9 protein-coding genes are annotated in these 14,075 nt (G+C 60.6%); 3 read left to right on the top strand and 6 right to left on the bottom strand.

Annotation, left to right across the window (positions count from 1 at the left end; all coding sequences use genetic code 11):
• Positions 1-129: 129 nt before the first annotated feature.
• Entirely contained in the window at positions 130-501 is a 372-nt protein-coding gene (locus Enr13x_RS16165) for a DUF2237 family protein (protein ID WP_145387750.1), read from the bottom strand.
• A 723-nt stretch (positions 502-1,224) separates the two neighbouring features.
• On the opposite strand from Enr13x_RS16165, the gene Enr13x_RS16170 reads away from it, so the two are divergent.
• Positions 1,225-3,627, top strand: coding sequence for an ATP-dependent helicase (locus Enr13x_RS16170; protein ID WP_145387752.1), 2,403 nt, complete (start codon positions 1,225-1,227; stop codon positions 3,625-3,627).
• 184 nt (positions 3,628-3,811) lie between these two features.
• Here Enr13x_RS16170 and Enr13x_RS16175 read toward each other — a convergent pair whose 3' ends face one another.
• The 3 genes from Enr13x_RS16175 to Enr13x_RS16185 form a co-directional block, all read right to left on the bottom strand.
• A complete protein-coding gene (locus Enr13x_RS16175) occupies positions 3,812-5,260 on the bottom strand; it encodes a sulfatase-like hydrolase/transferase (RefSeq protein WP_145387754.1) in 1,449 nt (482 codons plus the stop codon).
• A 282-nt stretch (positions 5,261-5,542) separates the two neighbouring features.
• A complete protein-coding gene (aroA, locus tag Enr13x_RS16180; RefSeq protein WP_145387756.1) occupies positions 5,543-6,943 on the bottom strand; it encodes a 3-phosphoshikimate 1-carboxyvinyltransferase in 1,401 nt (466 codons plus the stop codon).
• Positions 6,944-7,054: 111 nt separating this feature from the next.
• Positions 7,055-7,339, bottom strand: coding sequence for a hypothetical protein (locus Enr13x_RS16185; protein WP_145387758.1), 285 nt, complete (start codon positions 7,337-7,339; stop codon positions 7,055-7,057).
• A 248-nt stretch (positions 7,340-7,587) separates the two neighbouring features.
• On the opposite strand from Enr13x_RS16185, the gene Enr13x_RS16190 reads away from it, so the two are divergent.
• The gene (locus Enr13x_RS16190; protein WP_145387760.1) at positions 7,588-8,412 is read left to right on the top strand and encodes an NTP transferase domain-containing protein; all 825 of its coding nucleotides are present in this window, start codon (positions 7,588-7,590) and stop codon (positions 8,410-8,412) included.
• Between the two features lie 176 nt (positions 8,413-8,588).
• On the opposite strand, the gene Enr13x_RS16195 is transcribed toward Enr13x_RS16190, so the two are convergent.
• Positions 8,589-9,608 carry a hypothetical protein gene (locus Enr13x_RS16195; protein WP_145387762.1) on the bottom strand — a complete coding sequence of 340 codons (1,020 nt, stop codon included), beginning with the start codon at positions 9,606-9,608 and terminating at the stop codon, positions 8,589-8,591.
• Positions 9,609-9,871: 263 nt separating this feature from the next.
• On the opposite strand from Enr13x_RS16195, the gene Enr13x_RS16200 reads away from it, so the two are divergent.
• A complete protein-coding gene (locus Enr13x_RS16200; RefSeq protein WP_145387764.1) occupies positions 9,872-12,601 on the top strand; it encodes a PSD1 and planctomycete cytochrome C domain-containing protein in 2,730 nt (909 codons plus the stop codon).
• Positions 12,602-13,199: 598 nt separating this feature from the next.
• Here the strand turns inward: Enr13x_RS16200 and Enr13x_RS16205 are convergent.
• Positions 13,200-13,943, bottom strand: a complete 744-nt coding sequence (locus tag Enr13x_RS16205; protein ID WP_145387766.1) for a HEAT repeat domain-containing protein — start codon at positions 13,941-13,943, stop codon at positions 13,200-13,202.
• Positions 13,944-14,075: the final 132 nt, after the last annotated feature.

The following is a 14,075-nucleotide window of genomic DNA, read 5'->3' on the forward strand; positions in this document are numbered from 1 at the left end:
GGCGAGCGTCAATGTCGCACAAGTGTCGATCGCGAAGTATAGGAGCGACAAAAAGTTATCGTCAATAGAAGGCGCCGCACACCCGACAACCGCTCTGCCATTTGCTGCAGGTTGCCCAGCTAACCGAGGCTACCGCTCGGATTCGTCCACCGCGTGCTCCCGGAGTTCTTCCAGCGAAGCAAACTCCAGGGCCGAGACATGGGTGGCGCGGAGGACCACCTGAGGGGCTTGGCCGGCATCGTAGGCCTCTTTCCAGCGTGCGGCGCACAAACACCAGCGGTCGCCCGGTTGCAGTCCGGCGAACCGGTACAGCGGATTGGGGGTGCTGAGATCATTGCCGCGCGACTTGCTGAAATCCAAGAATTCAGCCGTCATCACGGCACAGATCACGTGCAGCCCCGCGTCCGAAGCGCCGGTGTTGCAGCACCCGTCACGATAAAAGCCGGTCATCGGGTCCGTGCTGCAGGTCTCGAGGTCGGTTCCAATAACGTTTTTTGCCATGGGGTCAGGTTCAAGGGATCGGGCCAGCTGTCGCGCATCACAATGGTACCTGATTGTAGCGAGTCGGCCGCCGCGCCGTGGGGGGTGGGAAGCCGAACGCGGCGGCGCCGGCGTGCATCGTTTCTGAAGCGCGGGACCGATCTTCAAAGTCGAAACGGAGATCGGCTTTCGGTCAAACGGTCTTCGGGCAAACTATCATGCCGTTTTTGAGTGGATTAACGAAACGGGGTTGGGGGTGAGGGGCTCAGCATTGAGACGCTTCACCTCGATTGAGGTGCTAAATCGCCGAACACTTTGACGTGTGCTTATTGTCGGGTTTCATCGCTTGCGTATCAAATCTCGCCTTAGGGGCTTCTCTGCTCGTATGCGTCGCGATGGATTGGATTCCCCCTCACCCCCAGCCCCTCTCCCCCAACACTCTGGCTCGCTTAGGTTCGCCAGAGTGTTGGGGGAGAGGGGAGCTAGAATCATTACTTGACTATGAAACTCCCCTCGCTTCGCACGACCCTCCTGCCAGGAGGGTGACTTTAAAACCGCTCGACCTCCACACAGGAGGGTGACTTAAAAAACTGCGCGACCTCGCTGCGGTCAGAACCGCCTTGGGCAACGGTCGGCCGGTGGGTCGCCGCGGGGCCATGGTTTTGGCGTCATGGCCTTGAGGTGGCTGTTCGTTATATGATGATGGCGTTTCTTCCGAATTCTGTTTCCGCCAGTCGACCTGCCATGGATGTTCCCCACAGCGACGCTTTGCTCCGCGAATTGACAGCCCCGCAATGCGAAGCGGTTCAGCACGTCGACGGCCCGATGTTGATCCTGGCCGGCCCGGGCAGCGGAAAGACGCGAGTGGTCACGCACCGGATCGCGTATTTGTTGGCGCAAGACATTCCGGACTGGCAAATCGCGGCGTTGACCTTTACCAACAAAGCCGCCGACGAGATGCGATTGCGGTTGGACAAGCTGGCGCCCGGGCAAAAGGTCTGGATGGGCACCTTTCACCGTTTCTGCGCCCAGCTGTTGCGGCGGTACGCGTCGATGGTGGGCCTGCAAGAGAATTATTCGATTTACGACACCTCGGATTCCAAGCAGGCGATGAAGCGTGCGATCGAAGCCGCCGGGGTTTCCACCACGCATGCGTCTCCGGACCAGATCGCCAACGTGATCAGCAAGGCGAAAAACAAGCTGATCACGCCGGATGTGATGGAAGGCCAGATGCTTTCGCCCAAAGAAACGGTCGCCGCCAAGGTGTACCCGGTTTATCAACGTCAATTGTTGACGGCCAACGCGGTCGACTTTGATGACCTGCTGTTGCACGTCGCCAACCTGCTGCGGCACAGTCCTGAATTGCGTGGCGAACTGGATCAACGATTTCGCTACATCCTGGTCGACGAGTACCAAGACACCAATTTGGCTCAGTATGCGATCGTGCGGGCGCTTTCGATCGATCACCCCAACCTGTCGGTCACCGGAGACCCGGATCAATCGATCTATGGCTGGCGCGGCGCGGACCTGAACAACATCCTGGATTTTGAAAAAGATTACCCTTCGGTCCGAACGGTTCGGCTGGAACAAAACTATCGCAGCACGCCCAACGTGTTGCGGGTCGCCGATCAATTGATCCGTCACAACCGACGTCGCAAGCAAAAGAACCTGTTCACCGACAACGACGAAGGTGAACCGGTGATTTTGCGGTGGTTTGAAAACGGCTATGAGGAGGCCGATTCGATCGCCGATGAGATCGTCGCGGCGATTTCTTCCGGCCTGGCCCGGCCGAGCGATTTCGCAATCTTTTGTCGCATGAATTCGCTCACTCGGTCACTCGAACACGCACTGCGTGGCCGTGGCGTTCCCTATCAAATCGTCAACGGCGTCGAGTTCTATCAGCGGAAAGAAATCAAGGACGTGTTGGCGTATCTGCATCTGGTCAACAATCCCGGACACGACGTTGCGCTGACGCGTGTGATCAACACCCCGACCCGCGGCATCGGCGCCAAGACGGTGCAGCGGTTACAGGCGTTTGCCGACAGCCACAACATCCCGATGTTGGAAGCGGCCCGGCGGGCCGAGCAGATCGAATCGCTGGCCAAACGCAGCGTCACGATGGTCAAGAAATTTGTCGCGATCTACGACCGGATCGCCGCCCGCGCGACCGCGCCGCTGGAGGACTTGATGCGGTGCGTGGTTCAAGAATCGGGGTACGACAAGTTTCTGGAAAAGAATTCAGACGAGGCGGACGATTCCAGTCCGCTGGGGAACGTCGACGAATTGATCAGTGCCGCGGTGGACTTTGACCGGCGGCATCCCGACGACGGATCGCTGGAAGCGTTTTTGGAGCAAGTCGCACTGGTCAGCGACACCGACGCCTTCGAAGAAAACGACCAACGCGTCACACTGATGACCCTGCATGCCTCCAAGGGGCTGGAATTCCCACGCGTCTTCATCGTCGGCGTCGAAGATGATTTGCTGCCCCACAAACGATCCAAAGAAGACGATGCCCAATTCGAAGAGGAGCGGCGTTTATTGTTCGTCGGTATCACCCGCGCCAAACAATGGTTGCAGCTGAGTTGTTGTAAACGTCGCATGATTCGCGGCGACACGCGACCGGTGATCGCCAGCCCGTTTTTGAACGAGCTGCCGTTGGAGGAGATGAAACGCATCGAGTCGACGGTGCAACGAAATTATTTTGATCAGGAGATCGACCAGAGCGGTGGAGGGGATTGGGATCTGCCGGAAATCCAAATCAACGCGGAAGCCCAGGGAGAAGCCCAGGCAGACGTGTCGTTCGATTTCGGAGCCAATCAAGACGAGGACGTGTTCTCGTCCGACGACCAAGCCCGAGAGTCTTCGCCGGCGTTTGATTCGGTCACCGCCGAATCGGCTCCTCCGGAGGCCAAAACAAAATCGATCCCCGAGATCGGTGCGCTCAAGACGGCGGCGGATTTGATGTCGGGGAATCGTCCGCCGCTGACGGCGTATCGCGAAGGCACCACGGTGCGGCACTACGATTACGGCGAAGGAACGATCCTGGCCGTCAGCGGTCTCGGCCCCAAACGCATGGCACGCGTTCAATTCGCCGACGGAGAACACAATTTCCGACTCGCCTTCGCCAAGTTGGAAGTGGTGGGGTGAAACCCGGCAACAATCACGTCTCAAAATGATCCGCGATTTAGTACGTCAATCGATGTGAAGCGTCTCAATCCTGAGCCCCTCACCCCCAGCCCCTCTCCCCAAAAAACGCTCGACGCTTCGCGACTCCGGCGTTTTTTGGGGAGAGATGAGCCAGTGTATTTTTTTAGCCGCCACCTTTCCCTTCTCACGACCCCGTGTAGCGTGACAACTCGCCCAGGTTCAGGCCGTCGTTCATTTCGGCTTGCAGTGTTTCCAGACGCGAGAACAACCGCTTGACCGTTTTGGCATGGCTTGCCGAACCGGCCAGGTCGTTCATTTCCAGCGGATCCTGTTTCATGTCGTACAAACGCATCTTGTTGGCAATGGGATAGACGATCAGCTTGTAGTTTTCCGTGCGGATGCTGCGTTGTTTATCCAAGTAGGCGCCGTAGACGACATCGTAGGGGCTGTCGGCACCGCCGAGCATCGGCAACAGGCTGTTGAATTGGACGTGCTCGGGTTGCTTGATCCCGGCCAATTCCAAGGTCGTCGGCATGATGTCTTGCAGGTACACCGGGTGATCGATGGTTTGCCCCGCTTTGGCGTCCGGCCCGATCACCATCAGCGGCACACGGACGCTGTGGTCGTACAAGTTTTGTTTGCCCATCAAGCCGTGTTGACCGCAGGCGAGCCCGTGGTCGGCGGTAAAGAAGATCCACGTGTTGTCCTGTTTGCCGGTCGCTTTGACGGCGTCCAGAATCCTGCCGATCATCGCGTCCATGTGCGTGATGATCGCGTAATACTCTTGGCGGTTTGTCTTGACGGCCAGGGGCGTGCGGGGGAACGGAGCCAGTTTTTCGTCGCGCAGCCTTCGTCCGGCAGCCATCGCTTCGGCGTAGGGGTATTCGGGCAGGAAATTTTTCGGCAGTTTGACTTGGTCGACCGGGTACTTGGCAACGTACTCGGCAGGCGATTGGCGTGGATCGTGTGGCGCGTTGAAGGCCAGGTACATGAAGAACGGCTGGTCGATCGCGCTGGCCTCGCTGAGAAAATCGACCGAGTGATTGGCAACCACTTCACTCCAGTGCGTTCCGCCTTCCCAGAACCCGCCGAACTTGGGATCACTCGGGGACCAGGGATCGGTCACTGCGCCGGTTTCCGGATCGATGAGCGGTCGGTTGTACCCGGCCGGCGTTTGGCTGGGCATGCCGCCGCGGACATCGCGGGCGACGTCAAAGGATTTTTGCGCGTCGGCCCGGCAATGCCATTTTCCGGTCATGTAGGTTCGATATCCGGCGGCTTTCATCGACTCGCTCCACCACCGACCCGCTTGCCGTTCCTGTTCGGCGGTTTGATAAACCGTTTCGGCGTCCCAGAGGAATCGCCCGGAATTGAGCATCATGCGGCTGGCGACACACACCGCACCCGACCAAGACCCCATGTTGTAGGCGCGGGTGAAGGTGGTCGCGCGCTTGGCGATGCGATCCAGATTGGGTGTTTCGACTTCCGGGTGGCCGAACGCTGCGACGGTGTCGAAGCACTGGTCGTCGGAAAAGATGAACACGATATTGGGAGGCTCTGCCGCGCCGGCACCCGGCGGGCAGCTAGAACTCGAGACCGTTGCGACAAGGATCAGAAACGCGAGTCGAGACATGGAGCGAAAGTCCGAAGAGTGTGGATAGAAATCGACGGCCGTATTATACGATCATTCGCTCGCGGGATCGCTACGTTTCCCAGATTTCGCCACCCGCCGGTCGCTGACCAGCTTGTCGATTTAATCGGGATTGCGGGGTCAATGGTGAGCCGCTGGCCGTAAGGCCTCGGGCGGGCGCTGAAATGCCCGGCCGCTTACGCGTCGCGGCTCACCAAATCGACAGGCCGTCACGCGTCCCGCTGGAATGCATCCCAACACGCGGCGCAAGCCCGTGGCGCGTCTTCAGCACCAGCGGTGGGGACGACCGGTCAGCGTTTCCAAGTCGGCAAAGAACTCGGGATAGGTTTTTCCGGTGCAGGACGGGTTCAGTACCCGGACGCCTTCGGCGGCCAGGCCCGCCAGCGAAAGACTCATCGCCATCCGGTGGTCATGGTAGGTTTCCAACGTGGCCGGCGTGATCCCGTCGCCGGGCGGATGGATCGTCAGACCGTCGTCGTGTTCGTCAATCGTCGCGCCGAGTTTGCGGAGCTCGCAGGCCAGATCGCCGATGCGATCGGTCTCTTTGAATCGATTGTGGGCGACGCCGCGAACGCGTGTCGGGCCGTCGGCAAACAGTGCCACCACGGCAAGCGTTTGGACGGTATCGCTGATTTGGTTCATGTCCACGTCGACGCCGCGCGAGGCACGACCGGAGATGGTCATGCTGTCGGCATCGTGAACGCAGCGGCATCCCATCTGCTCAAGCACACGGCAGAATCCGACGTCGCCTTGCATCGCGTCGGGGGTCAGCCCCAACACAGTGACCGCGCCCCCCGTGATCGCCGCGGCGGCCCAGAAATAGCTGGCGGCCGAGGCGTCTGGTTCGATCGCGTACTCGATGCCTTGGTAGCCCGCTCCCGAGACGTTGACGCGCAACGAGACGGAATCGACAGCGTTTAAATCGATTTCCTGGATGTCGACGCTCGCCCCAAACGATCGCATCACCGAAGCCGTCATTTCGATGTAGGGCCGGGAGACCAGTTCGCCGATGACGTTGATTTGGATGTCGCCGACGGGGTGACCGGGATCGGCGTGTGACCGCCGCGCTTGCAAGGCCACCGGGGCGGCCATCATCAATCCGCTCAAGTATTGGCTGCTGACACTGCCGCCGACACGTATCGGTTTGTCGCTCCATCCGCGCGAGCGAATCGCGACCGGTGGGCAACCGCCCGGGGACTGTGTCGCGATCGAACCGAGTTGGACTTCGGCCAGTGCAGCGACCAAGTCAGCGATCGGCCGTTGATGCATCCGCTCAACGCCCGACAAGTCGTAGTTGCCTCCGGCCGCGGACAGGGCGGCGGTCAAAAAACGAATCGAGGTGCCGCTGTTGGCGATGTACAACTCATGGGCCGCGTCCGCGCTGGTGCTGCGGGTCGACGCGTCGACTTGGATCGTTCGCCCGGCCTCGGAAACATTGATCGAAACGCCGCAGGTGCGGAGACTGTCGATCATCACCGCCGTGTCTTCGCTGCGCAACGCTCCCGAAAGCGTCGACTGGCCGCAGGCCATCGCGGCGCAGATCAGCGCCCGGTTGGTCAAACTTTTGCTGCCCGGCGGTCGGATTTCCCCGCGGACGGCGCCGCCCGGTTGGACAGAGACGCCGGTCAGTTCGGGGGTGGTGGTGCTCGTCGGTGGGTCGGGCATTGCTTTTTGGGGGCGCGCGAAATGGGTCAGCGGCCCAGTATCGCTTGCTGGCGAAAATTCGCAAGCTGGAAGCTTACGCCACGGGTGGCGTGGGGGACGCAAGCTGGAAGCTTACGCCACGGGTCTGATTGCGAGGGCGCCTTCGCGGCTGGGGACGGTGAACACACCCAAGACCATGAAGGCCAACGTCAGGGTGTGGATCAACCAGACTTCATCCAGACGCATCACGGTCCGCAGCGTCACCAAACTGATGATCACCAACGCGATCAAGAAACGGCGTTCGGCACGTCGCAACGCGTCGCCGACGGACAACTTGGTCGAAAGCAGTGCCCACAGCCCCAGCACAGGTAACGCCAACGCATTGACCACGGCGAAAAATTGGCTCAGTTCGAGCATGACGATCCCTCGTCCAGCAGGGTGATTGATAAGCAGACAGAAAAGAATTTTGCAACGCCGCTCAGGGTCGCAGGATGGGGCACCGCAACGGAAGATAGGACTTGAGGGAAAATTCCAAGATTCGCCAAAAAGTTCCATTCGATTTCCGTAGACGCGGCATTCCGGGCGACACCACAATGGGGTGTGGCGATGACGATTCGATCGCCAGCCGGATCGAATCATCAAAAATTTTTGTGGAGGGGTAGGCGATGTCAGAAACCAAAGGAACGCGGTGTGGCCAGCGGATCGTCGCGGTCATCGATCTGGGAGACCACCGAGTCGGTGATGACAGATCGTTCGGTGGTGGGGCGGCGGTCGGTGAAGGTCAGCGGGTCGATCCGCCACATGCGATCCAGCGGTTCGCCAATCGACGACTGGCCGGGCAACCTTTGTTGTTGCGGATGGCGGCGCGGTTGAGCGAATGCCAGTGGGTGGATGAGATCTACGCGGTGGGCTGTCACTTGCCGGATTCGATGACGCAACTCAAGAGCCCCGTGATCCATCCGCTGAGTCTGCCGACGTGCCATTTGGTGGAACGAGTCGGCGCGATCGTGGATCGGACGATGCCCACGTGGGTGTTTTATGTTCCGGCCAACCGGCCGTTTGTCGACGCCGCCTTGGTCGACGGGTTGCTGTCCAAAGCGTGCAAAAGCGGTCGCGGGGACTACTTCGGTTACACGTCCAGTGCTCAAGGGCGAACCCCGATGGAGCGTCTGGGGTTGGCCGGCGAGGTGTGTCACGCCGATGCGATCCGCCGGCTGAGACGGAACGCCGACCGTTTGTCTCCCGGCCAAACCCTGGCCGGCTGCATGGAGGATGCACCCGGCGACTATGAACTGAACTTTGTGCCCGTTCCCGACGAACTCGATCGTTGTGGTCTGCGGTTTGTCATCGAAGACGAGCACGACTGGGACGAAGCGCACCTGGTCTGCGAATCCGTCCGTGAAGTGGATGCGGGATGGCAGCAGGTCGCGCGCTTGGTCAGCCAAAAGGAGCACCTGCGAGACGCGACGCGCAGCGTCGATTCAATTTAGCAGCGACGGTGTTCGCGGAACGGCGCGAGTCGTCCGGTTGCGTTTCAATCACACCGTGAAAGACCGGAGGGCTCGCGCCCTGCCGCTAACCAACAACACCCCGTTGGGTGTCAAAGTACGTGGCACCGGGCTTGCACCGTCGGGTCTGCATTTAACTTTCGCCCCTGACGACGTGTCTAACTGCGGAGCATCACGCCGACGGCTTGCAGGTAGCGTTCGACCACATCGACTTCGACGTCGCGCCACTCGGCCGCTTTGTGTCGCAGGATGGCCAGCTTGAGCGACTCGATGGCTTCGTTCAAGTCGTTCGGCAACTGGGGCAGTCCGATGAAGGGCTGGACCGGTGCGGCAGGCGCTTCGGTTTCGGATCCCTCGGCTTGAATGCCAGCTTCGCCTTCTTTGTTTTGGCCCGCCAGGGATTGCAATTCTTCTTCGTCGCCGAAGTCGGGGCCTTCGAACGTGGGGCCGGATTCCACGCCGCCGCTGTCGTTATCGTATTCCCGGTTTTTGCCGTCCCCTTGCGCGGGCAGCGTGACGTCTTCGTCGGTGTCGACCTCGACGATCTGGCTGTCCGTCGGGCGGTTGCTATCGACCGCACCTTCGGCCTGCCAGCGTTTTTCACGCATCACCGAAATGCTCCACTTTTCGTTCGCGGCGCCTTCCAACCACAGCGGAGCGTCTTCCCAATCCAGGGCCGCCAAAAAGTGGCTCCAGTACAACCCCTGGTAGCTCTGGTACGAATCGTTGAATCGCTCATAGACCCGGCGGAGTCGCCCGACGTGCGGCGCGGTCACGCCGCCGACGCGTCGCGACCAGGCGTCATCGGAGTACTGGGTCGCGTCGACACCCGATTCGATCAACTCGTTTCGCCACAGGCTGATGATCCGGCCTTTTTCCCAGTTGGTCGTGCTGATCAATTGATTCCATTGACCGACAAACGGCTCGGCCAATTCGCTCGCCCGCTGCAAGTCCGCTTCGCTGACCGTCGCCGCGGTGGGGTCGGCCTGTTCCTCCCAGGCGGCCTTGGCGGCATCCAGATCGGCGTCCTTGATGACTTCCTCCACGGTCGCGGGAGAGTCGGCGGGCGGTTCGGCAGCCGGGACGGCGGGGTCCGTCGACCCTGCCGAGGGCTCCGCGATCGTGTCGGTTACTTGAGATTCCGTTTCGTTGGCGGAAGAGAGTTCGTCCTGAGGCATCAGCGTCCGAGTGGTAAAAATGTCGTGTGGAGATAATTTCGTGACCCAGTCACAGCGGTTGCACACGCTAACGAAAGAAGCAGTGGCTGAAAAACGGTTGGCGGCTACAGAACGCGCGAGTCGACGATTTTCCGATTCACACACGCCGTCTGGGCAAACTTTGACATGTGGAAAGGCTGTCGGGGAGTCGCCGTTTGGTTTGGCGTTTTCCTCTCGATGAGGTTATCCTGTTGTCCCCACCACCACCCCGCCCACCGCCCGCAATGAAATACGTCTCTGTTCTTGCCGCCTCCTACGCGGCCGCACTGTGCATCACCGCATGGTGCATCACCGCACTATGCATCACCACGTTGTGCACCGCCGCTTCGTCCTCCGCCGCGGAACCTTCGCCCGCCGCACAGCCCGCCGCACCATCGGATGCGAAACAAGCGGCGAAGATCGCACCTGAAGAAGAAGCGTTCTTTGAGTCGAAGATTCGACCGCTGCTGATCCAGCACTGCTACGAATGCCATTCACGCCAGTCGGGGGAATCGTCCGGTGAATTATTCGTGGATGCTGCCGCTTCGCTGCGGACCGGCGGCATTTCCGGCCCGGCCCTGGTGCCCGGGGACCCGGACGCGAGTTTGATGATCCAGGCCGTCCGCTATGACGATGCCGAGTATGAAATGCCGCCGACCGGCAAGCTCGATGAACGCGAAATCAAATTGTTGGAGGACTGGGTGCGAATGGGGGCGCCCGACCCCCGCCAGTGGATCGCCGAGCCGCCAAAGAAAACTTCGCCGATGGACATCGATCCCCGGTCCCACTGGGCGTTCAACGCGCCCCAGCGGTTCCGCGGCGACGTCGCGGTCGGCGACGACGATTGCGATGTGATTGACGCGATCGCCAGGGGCTTGGCAGACGACGCGGGCGTTTCCCTTTCCCCGCTCTGCGACGACCGGACATTGATTCGGCGACTCTACCACGACTTGACCGGGCTGCCGCCGACGATCGCCCAGATCAACGCCTTCGTCGCCTCCACCGAAACCGACAAGCATCTCCGTTTGGTCGATCGCCTGCTCGCCTCTCCGCAGTTTGCCGAGCGATTTGCCAGGCACTGGATGGACGTCGCGCGGTACGCCGACACGATCGGGTACGCGTTGGCGGGCAAGGAGCGTCGACTCGAGGGCAGTGATCGTTATCGCGATTGGCTGATCCGGGCCTTCGCAACCGACATGCCGTTTGACCAGATGATCCGGCTGCAATTGGCCGCGGATCGCTTTGATCCGGACAACCAAAACGGTGATTTGGATGCGATGGGTTTTCTGACCGTCGGCCGTCGATTCCTCAATCGCTACGACACGATCGACGACCGGATCGATGTCATCACGCGTGGGTTGATGGGAATGACCGTCGCCTGTGCACGCTGTCACGATCACAAGTTTGATCCGATCCCGACGACCGATTACTACTCGTTGCTGGGCATCTTGCAAAGCAGCGAGACCCCCGAAGACGCCGCCAGCCCGCTGGCCTTGGTCGATCGAGCCAAGCCCGCCGACAGCCATGTGTTCGTGCGTGGCCAGCCCGGCAATCGAGGTGAAACGGCGCCACGTCAGTATCTGACGGCGCTGCGAAAACCCGACGAGCCGCGGTTCAGCGATGGCAGTGGCCGGCGTGAATTGGCCGAGCGGCTGGCATCGCAAGAGAACCCGTTGGTCGCGCGTGTGTTCGTCAATCGAATCTGGATGCATCTGATTGGTCGACCGATCGTCGATTCGACCAGTGACTTTGGTGTCCGCACCGAAGCACCGCCGTTGGTCGGAGTACTGGATGAGTTGTCCGCGGAGTTTGCCGAACACTGGAGCGTCAAGCGACTGATTCGGCGGATCGTCTCTTCGCGCGTGTACGCCCAATCGGCCGAACCCGCCGACGACGCAGCGCTGCGTCTTGATCCCGAAAATCGTCTGGCGTCGCGCGGGAACCGTCGACGCCGCGATTTCGAATCCTTGCGTGATTCGGTGCTGGCGGTCTGCGGTCGACTCGATCGTACCATCGGCGGCCCGCCGGTCGAGATCCATTTGGCCTCGCCCAGCCCGCGACGAACGCTCTACGCCATGATCGATCGCCAAAACTTGCCGTCGCTGTTCCGGACGTTCGACATGGCCAGCCCCGACGCGCATACGCCCAAACGGTTCTTTACCACCGTGCCGCAGCAAGCGTTGTTCTTGATGAACCATCCACAGATCGGCGTGTTCGCGCGTTCGGCCGCCGAGCAGGTCCGGGCAGACAGCCAGGACAGTGCGGCGCAGGTGGATCGTCTGTTCGAGCGGATTCTGTCTCGCCAACCGAGTGCACGCGAGCGCGAGGCGTGTGTCGTGTTTTTGCGGCAACCGGCCGGCCGACGCGAGCAGCGATTCGATCCCCAGCTCGCTTGGCGCTATGGAACCTCGCCGGCGAACGCGGAGAGCCGCGTGACCGAGTTTCGCCCGCTGGCGGTGTTCAGCGGATCGACGTGGCAGGACCAAGAGAAATTGCCCGCATCCTCCGAACTCGGCTATGCGTCGATCGGTGCGGAGAATGGACATCCCGGGCGACAGCATGCCGTCGTGCGACGATGGGTGGCACCGGCCAGCGGTCGCGTGACGATCAGCGGCATGGTGGGGCATCGAAACGATCAAGGTGACGGCGTCGAATTGGCGATCTGGGTCGGAGATCGGCGAATCTGGCGCGAAAACCAGAAGAGCAACAATCGGCCGTTTCGCAATTTGAACGCCGATGTCGCCGAAGGAGAGACGGTCGATTTTGTCGTGTCCCCACGCGCCTCGGATAGCTTCGATTCGTTCTTCTTGCGGTGTCAGGTCTCGTTAAAATCCGACGGCGGCGACTACTTCGAAGGCGATTCGAAACGCGACTTCGCTGGGCCGATTGAGCGGGGCAATGAAGCACCGCTGGGGCGTCTGGCACAACTCGCCCAGACGTTGCTGCTGTCCAACGACTTTGTGTTCGTGGATTGACGGCGGGGCGCTCGCCGCTGTGAAGCATTTGTTTAGCGGCAGGGCGCGAGCGGGCTGTCGATTGAGTGAGCCGCGACGCGTAAGCGGCCGGGCATCCATGCGTCGCCCGAGGCCTTACGGCCGGCGGCTCACCATTGCTTCGACAAATCTCATTAAATCGACGGCCCGCGAGCCCTCCGGTGTTTTGGCAAAGATGAAGAACCGGAGGGCTCGCGCCCTGCCGCTAAAACTTCTAGAAACACAGGGGGAAAATGCTTCACTGCGTTTTCTGTCGGGGGCGACCAAGCTTCCCGGCATCGGATTCCGGAGGTGTCGCTACGCTCACCTCCGGCTACTCGCTTTCATCCCTACGGGACGTCGATTGTAAAAGTGACGGATTTGATCGTAGCGGAAAACGCTAAAACTTTCGCAGCTCCGGCCCTCTCTGGCGTTTGCTTGCTGCGCAAACGCCGTCTCTCCCAAAGGGAGAGAATCTAAAGGGGGGGCAAATCCTGCAGCAAATGAATCGACATCCCACGGGATATCGGTCGCTTGCGTGAAATTGCCGTTACCGTCCTCCGAGATGCAACGTCTTGCCCGCATCCCAACACGTCGGACTCTATCGGATCGTCTTCTCGTCGCCTTCACCGTCGGCCACGCGGACGTCGTCCGCATCCGCGGTGGGCCCTGCGGGCGCGCGTTGTGCATCGATCGCGGCGATCCATTGTTGGGGATCACTGCCGTAGTCTTTCCCGATGACGCCTTTCAGACTTTGCATCGCCAGGTGAATCGTTGCCGGGTCGCGGTCTTCCAATGCCAAGCGAAGCGACTCGACAGGGATGTTGCCCTTGTGCTTGCCGAGTGCGGCGATCGCCGAATTCTTCACGTCGGCCTCGGGAGTCGTACCGAGTGTGGACGCGAGCAACTGGGCGGCTTCGGGTTCACGCCGTTTTCCCAATGAGCGGCAGGCTTCCATTTGAACCTTCAGACTTTCGTCGTCGAGTCCGCGTTCAATCAGTTCGATCGCCCCGGGCGTCTTCAAATTGCTGGCGGCGAGAATCGAAAGCCGCCGCATTTCGGGGCTGGGATCGTTTTCGATGATGCGATCCAGGTGGGTTGCCCATTTCGCTTGTTCTCGCGTGTTCATGTCGCCGATCTGACTGGCGAGCGTTTGCAACTCTTGCCGCCGCTGGTGGTCGGTGACGCCGAGTTCTCGGTCCCGTTTCCATTCGCGCATCGTGAAGTACGGATTGACCCGTTTCAGACCGTAGAGCGGCCCGTCGTGACACCCACACGCCAGCACGCAGAGGACTGCGGCGATGGCGCCGCAGGAGAAGGGGCGCAGGCGACGAAGGTGTGTCATGTCAGGTTCGATGATTGGTTGGTGCGGCATTCCGTTTCCAAAACCAAGACTTCAACGGGAATGTTTCGTGACGGCAAGACCGTCGGGCATTGGGACTTATCAAAGTCAAGGCCGGCTCGCCAAGACCACTTC

The organism is Stieleria neptunia (assembly GCF_007754155.1).
Taxonomy (GTDB): domain Bacteria; phylum Planctomycetota; class Planctomycetia; order Pirellulales; family Pirellulaceae; genus Stieleria; species Stieleria neptunia.

What these genes read in the sequence shown, in the direction of transcription:
- aroA (WP_145387756.1), bottom strand. Translation starts at nt 6,943, where the DNA reads ATGCCCGACCCACCGACGAGCACCACCACCCCCGAACTGACCGGCGTC.
- Enr13x_RS16195 (WP_145387762.1), bottom strand. Translation starts at nt 9,608, where the DNA reads ATGCCTCAGGACGAACTCTCTTCCGCCAACGAAACGGAATCTCAAGTA.
- Enr13x_RS16200 (WP_145387764.1), top strand. Translation starts at nt 9,872, where the DNA reads ATGAAATACGTCTCTGTTCTTGCCGCCTCCTACGCGGCCGCACTGTGC.
- Enr13x_RS16165 (WP_145387750.1), bottom strand. Translation starts at nt 501, where the DNA reads ATGGCAAAAAACGTTATTGGAACCGACCTCGAGACCTGCAGCACGGAC.
- Enr13x_RS16205 (WP_145387766.1), bottom strand. Translation starts at nt 13,943, where the DNA reads ATGACACACCTTCGTCGCCTGCGCCCCTTCTCCTGCGGCGCCATCGCC.
- Enr13x_RS16185 (WP_145387758.1), bottom strand. Translation starts at nt 7,339, where the DNA reads ATGCTCGAACTGAGCCAATTTTTCGCCGTGGTCAATGCGTTGGCGTTA.
- Enr13x_RS16190 (WP_145387760.1), top strand. Translation starts at nt 7,588, where the DNA reads ATGTCAGAAACCAAAGGAACGCGGTGTGGCCAGCGGATCGTCGCGGTC.
- Enr13x_RS16175 (WP_145387754.1), bottom strand. Translation starts at nt 5,260, where the DNA reads ATGTCTCGACTCGCGTTTCTGATCCTTGTCGCAACGGTCTCGAGTTCT.
- Enr13x_RS16170 (WP_145387752.1), top strand. Translation starts at nt 1,225, where the DNA reads ATGGATGTTCCCCACAGCGACGCTTTGCTCCGCGAATTGACAGCCCCG.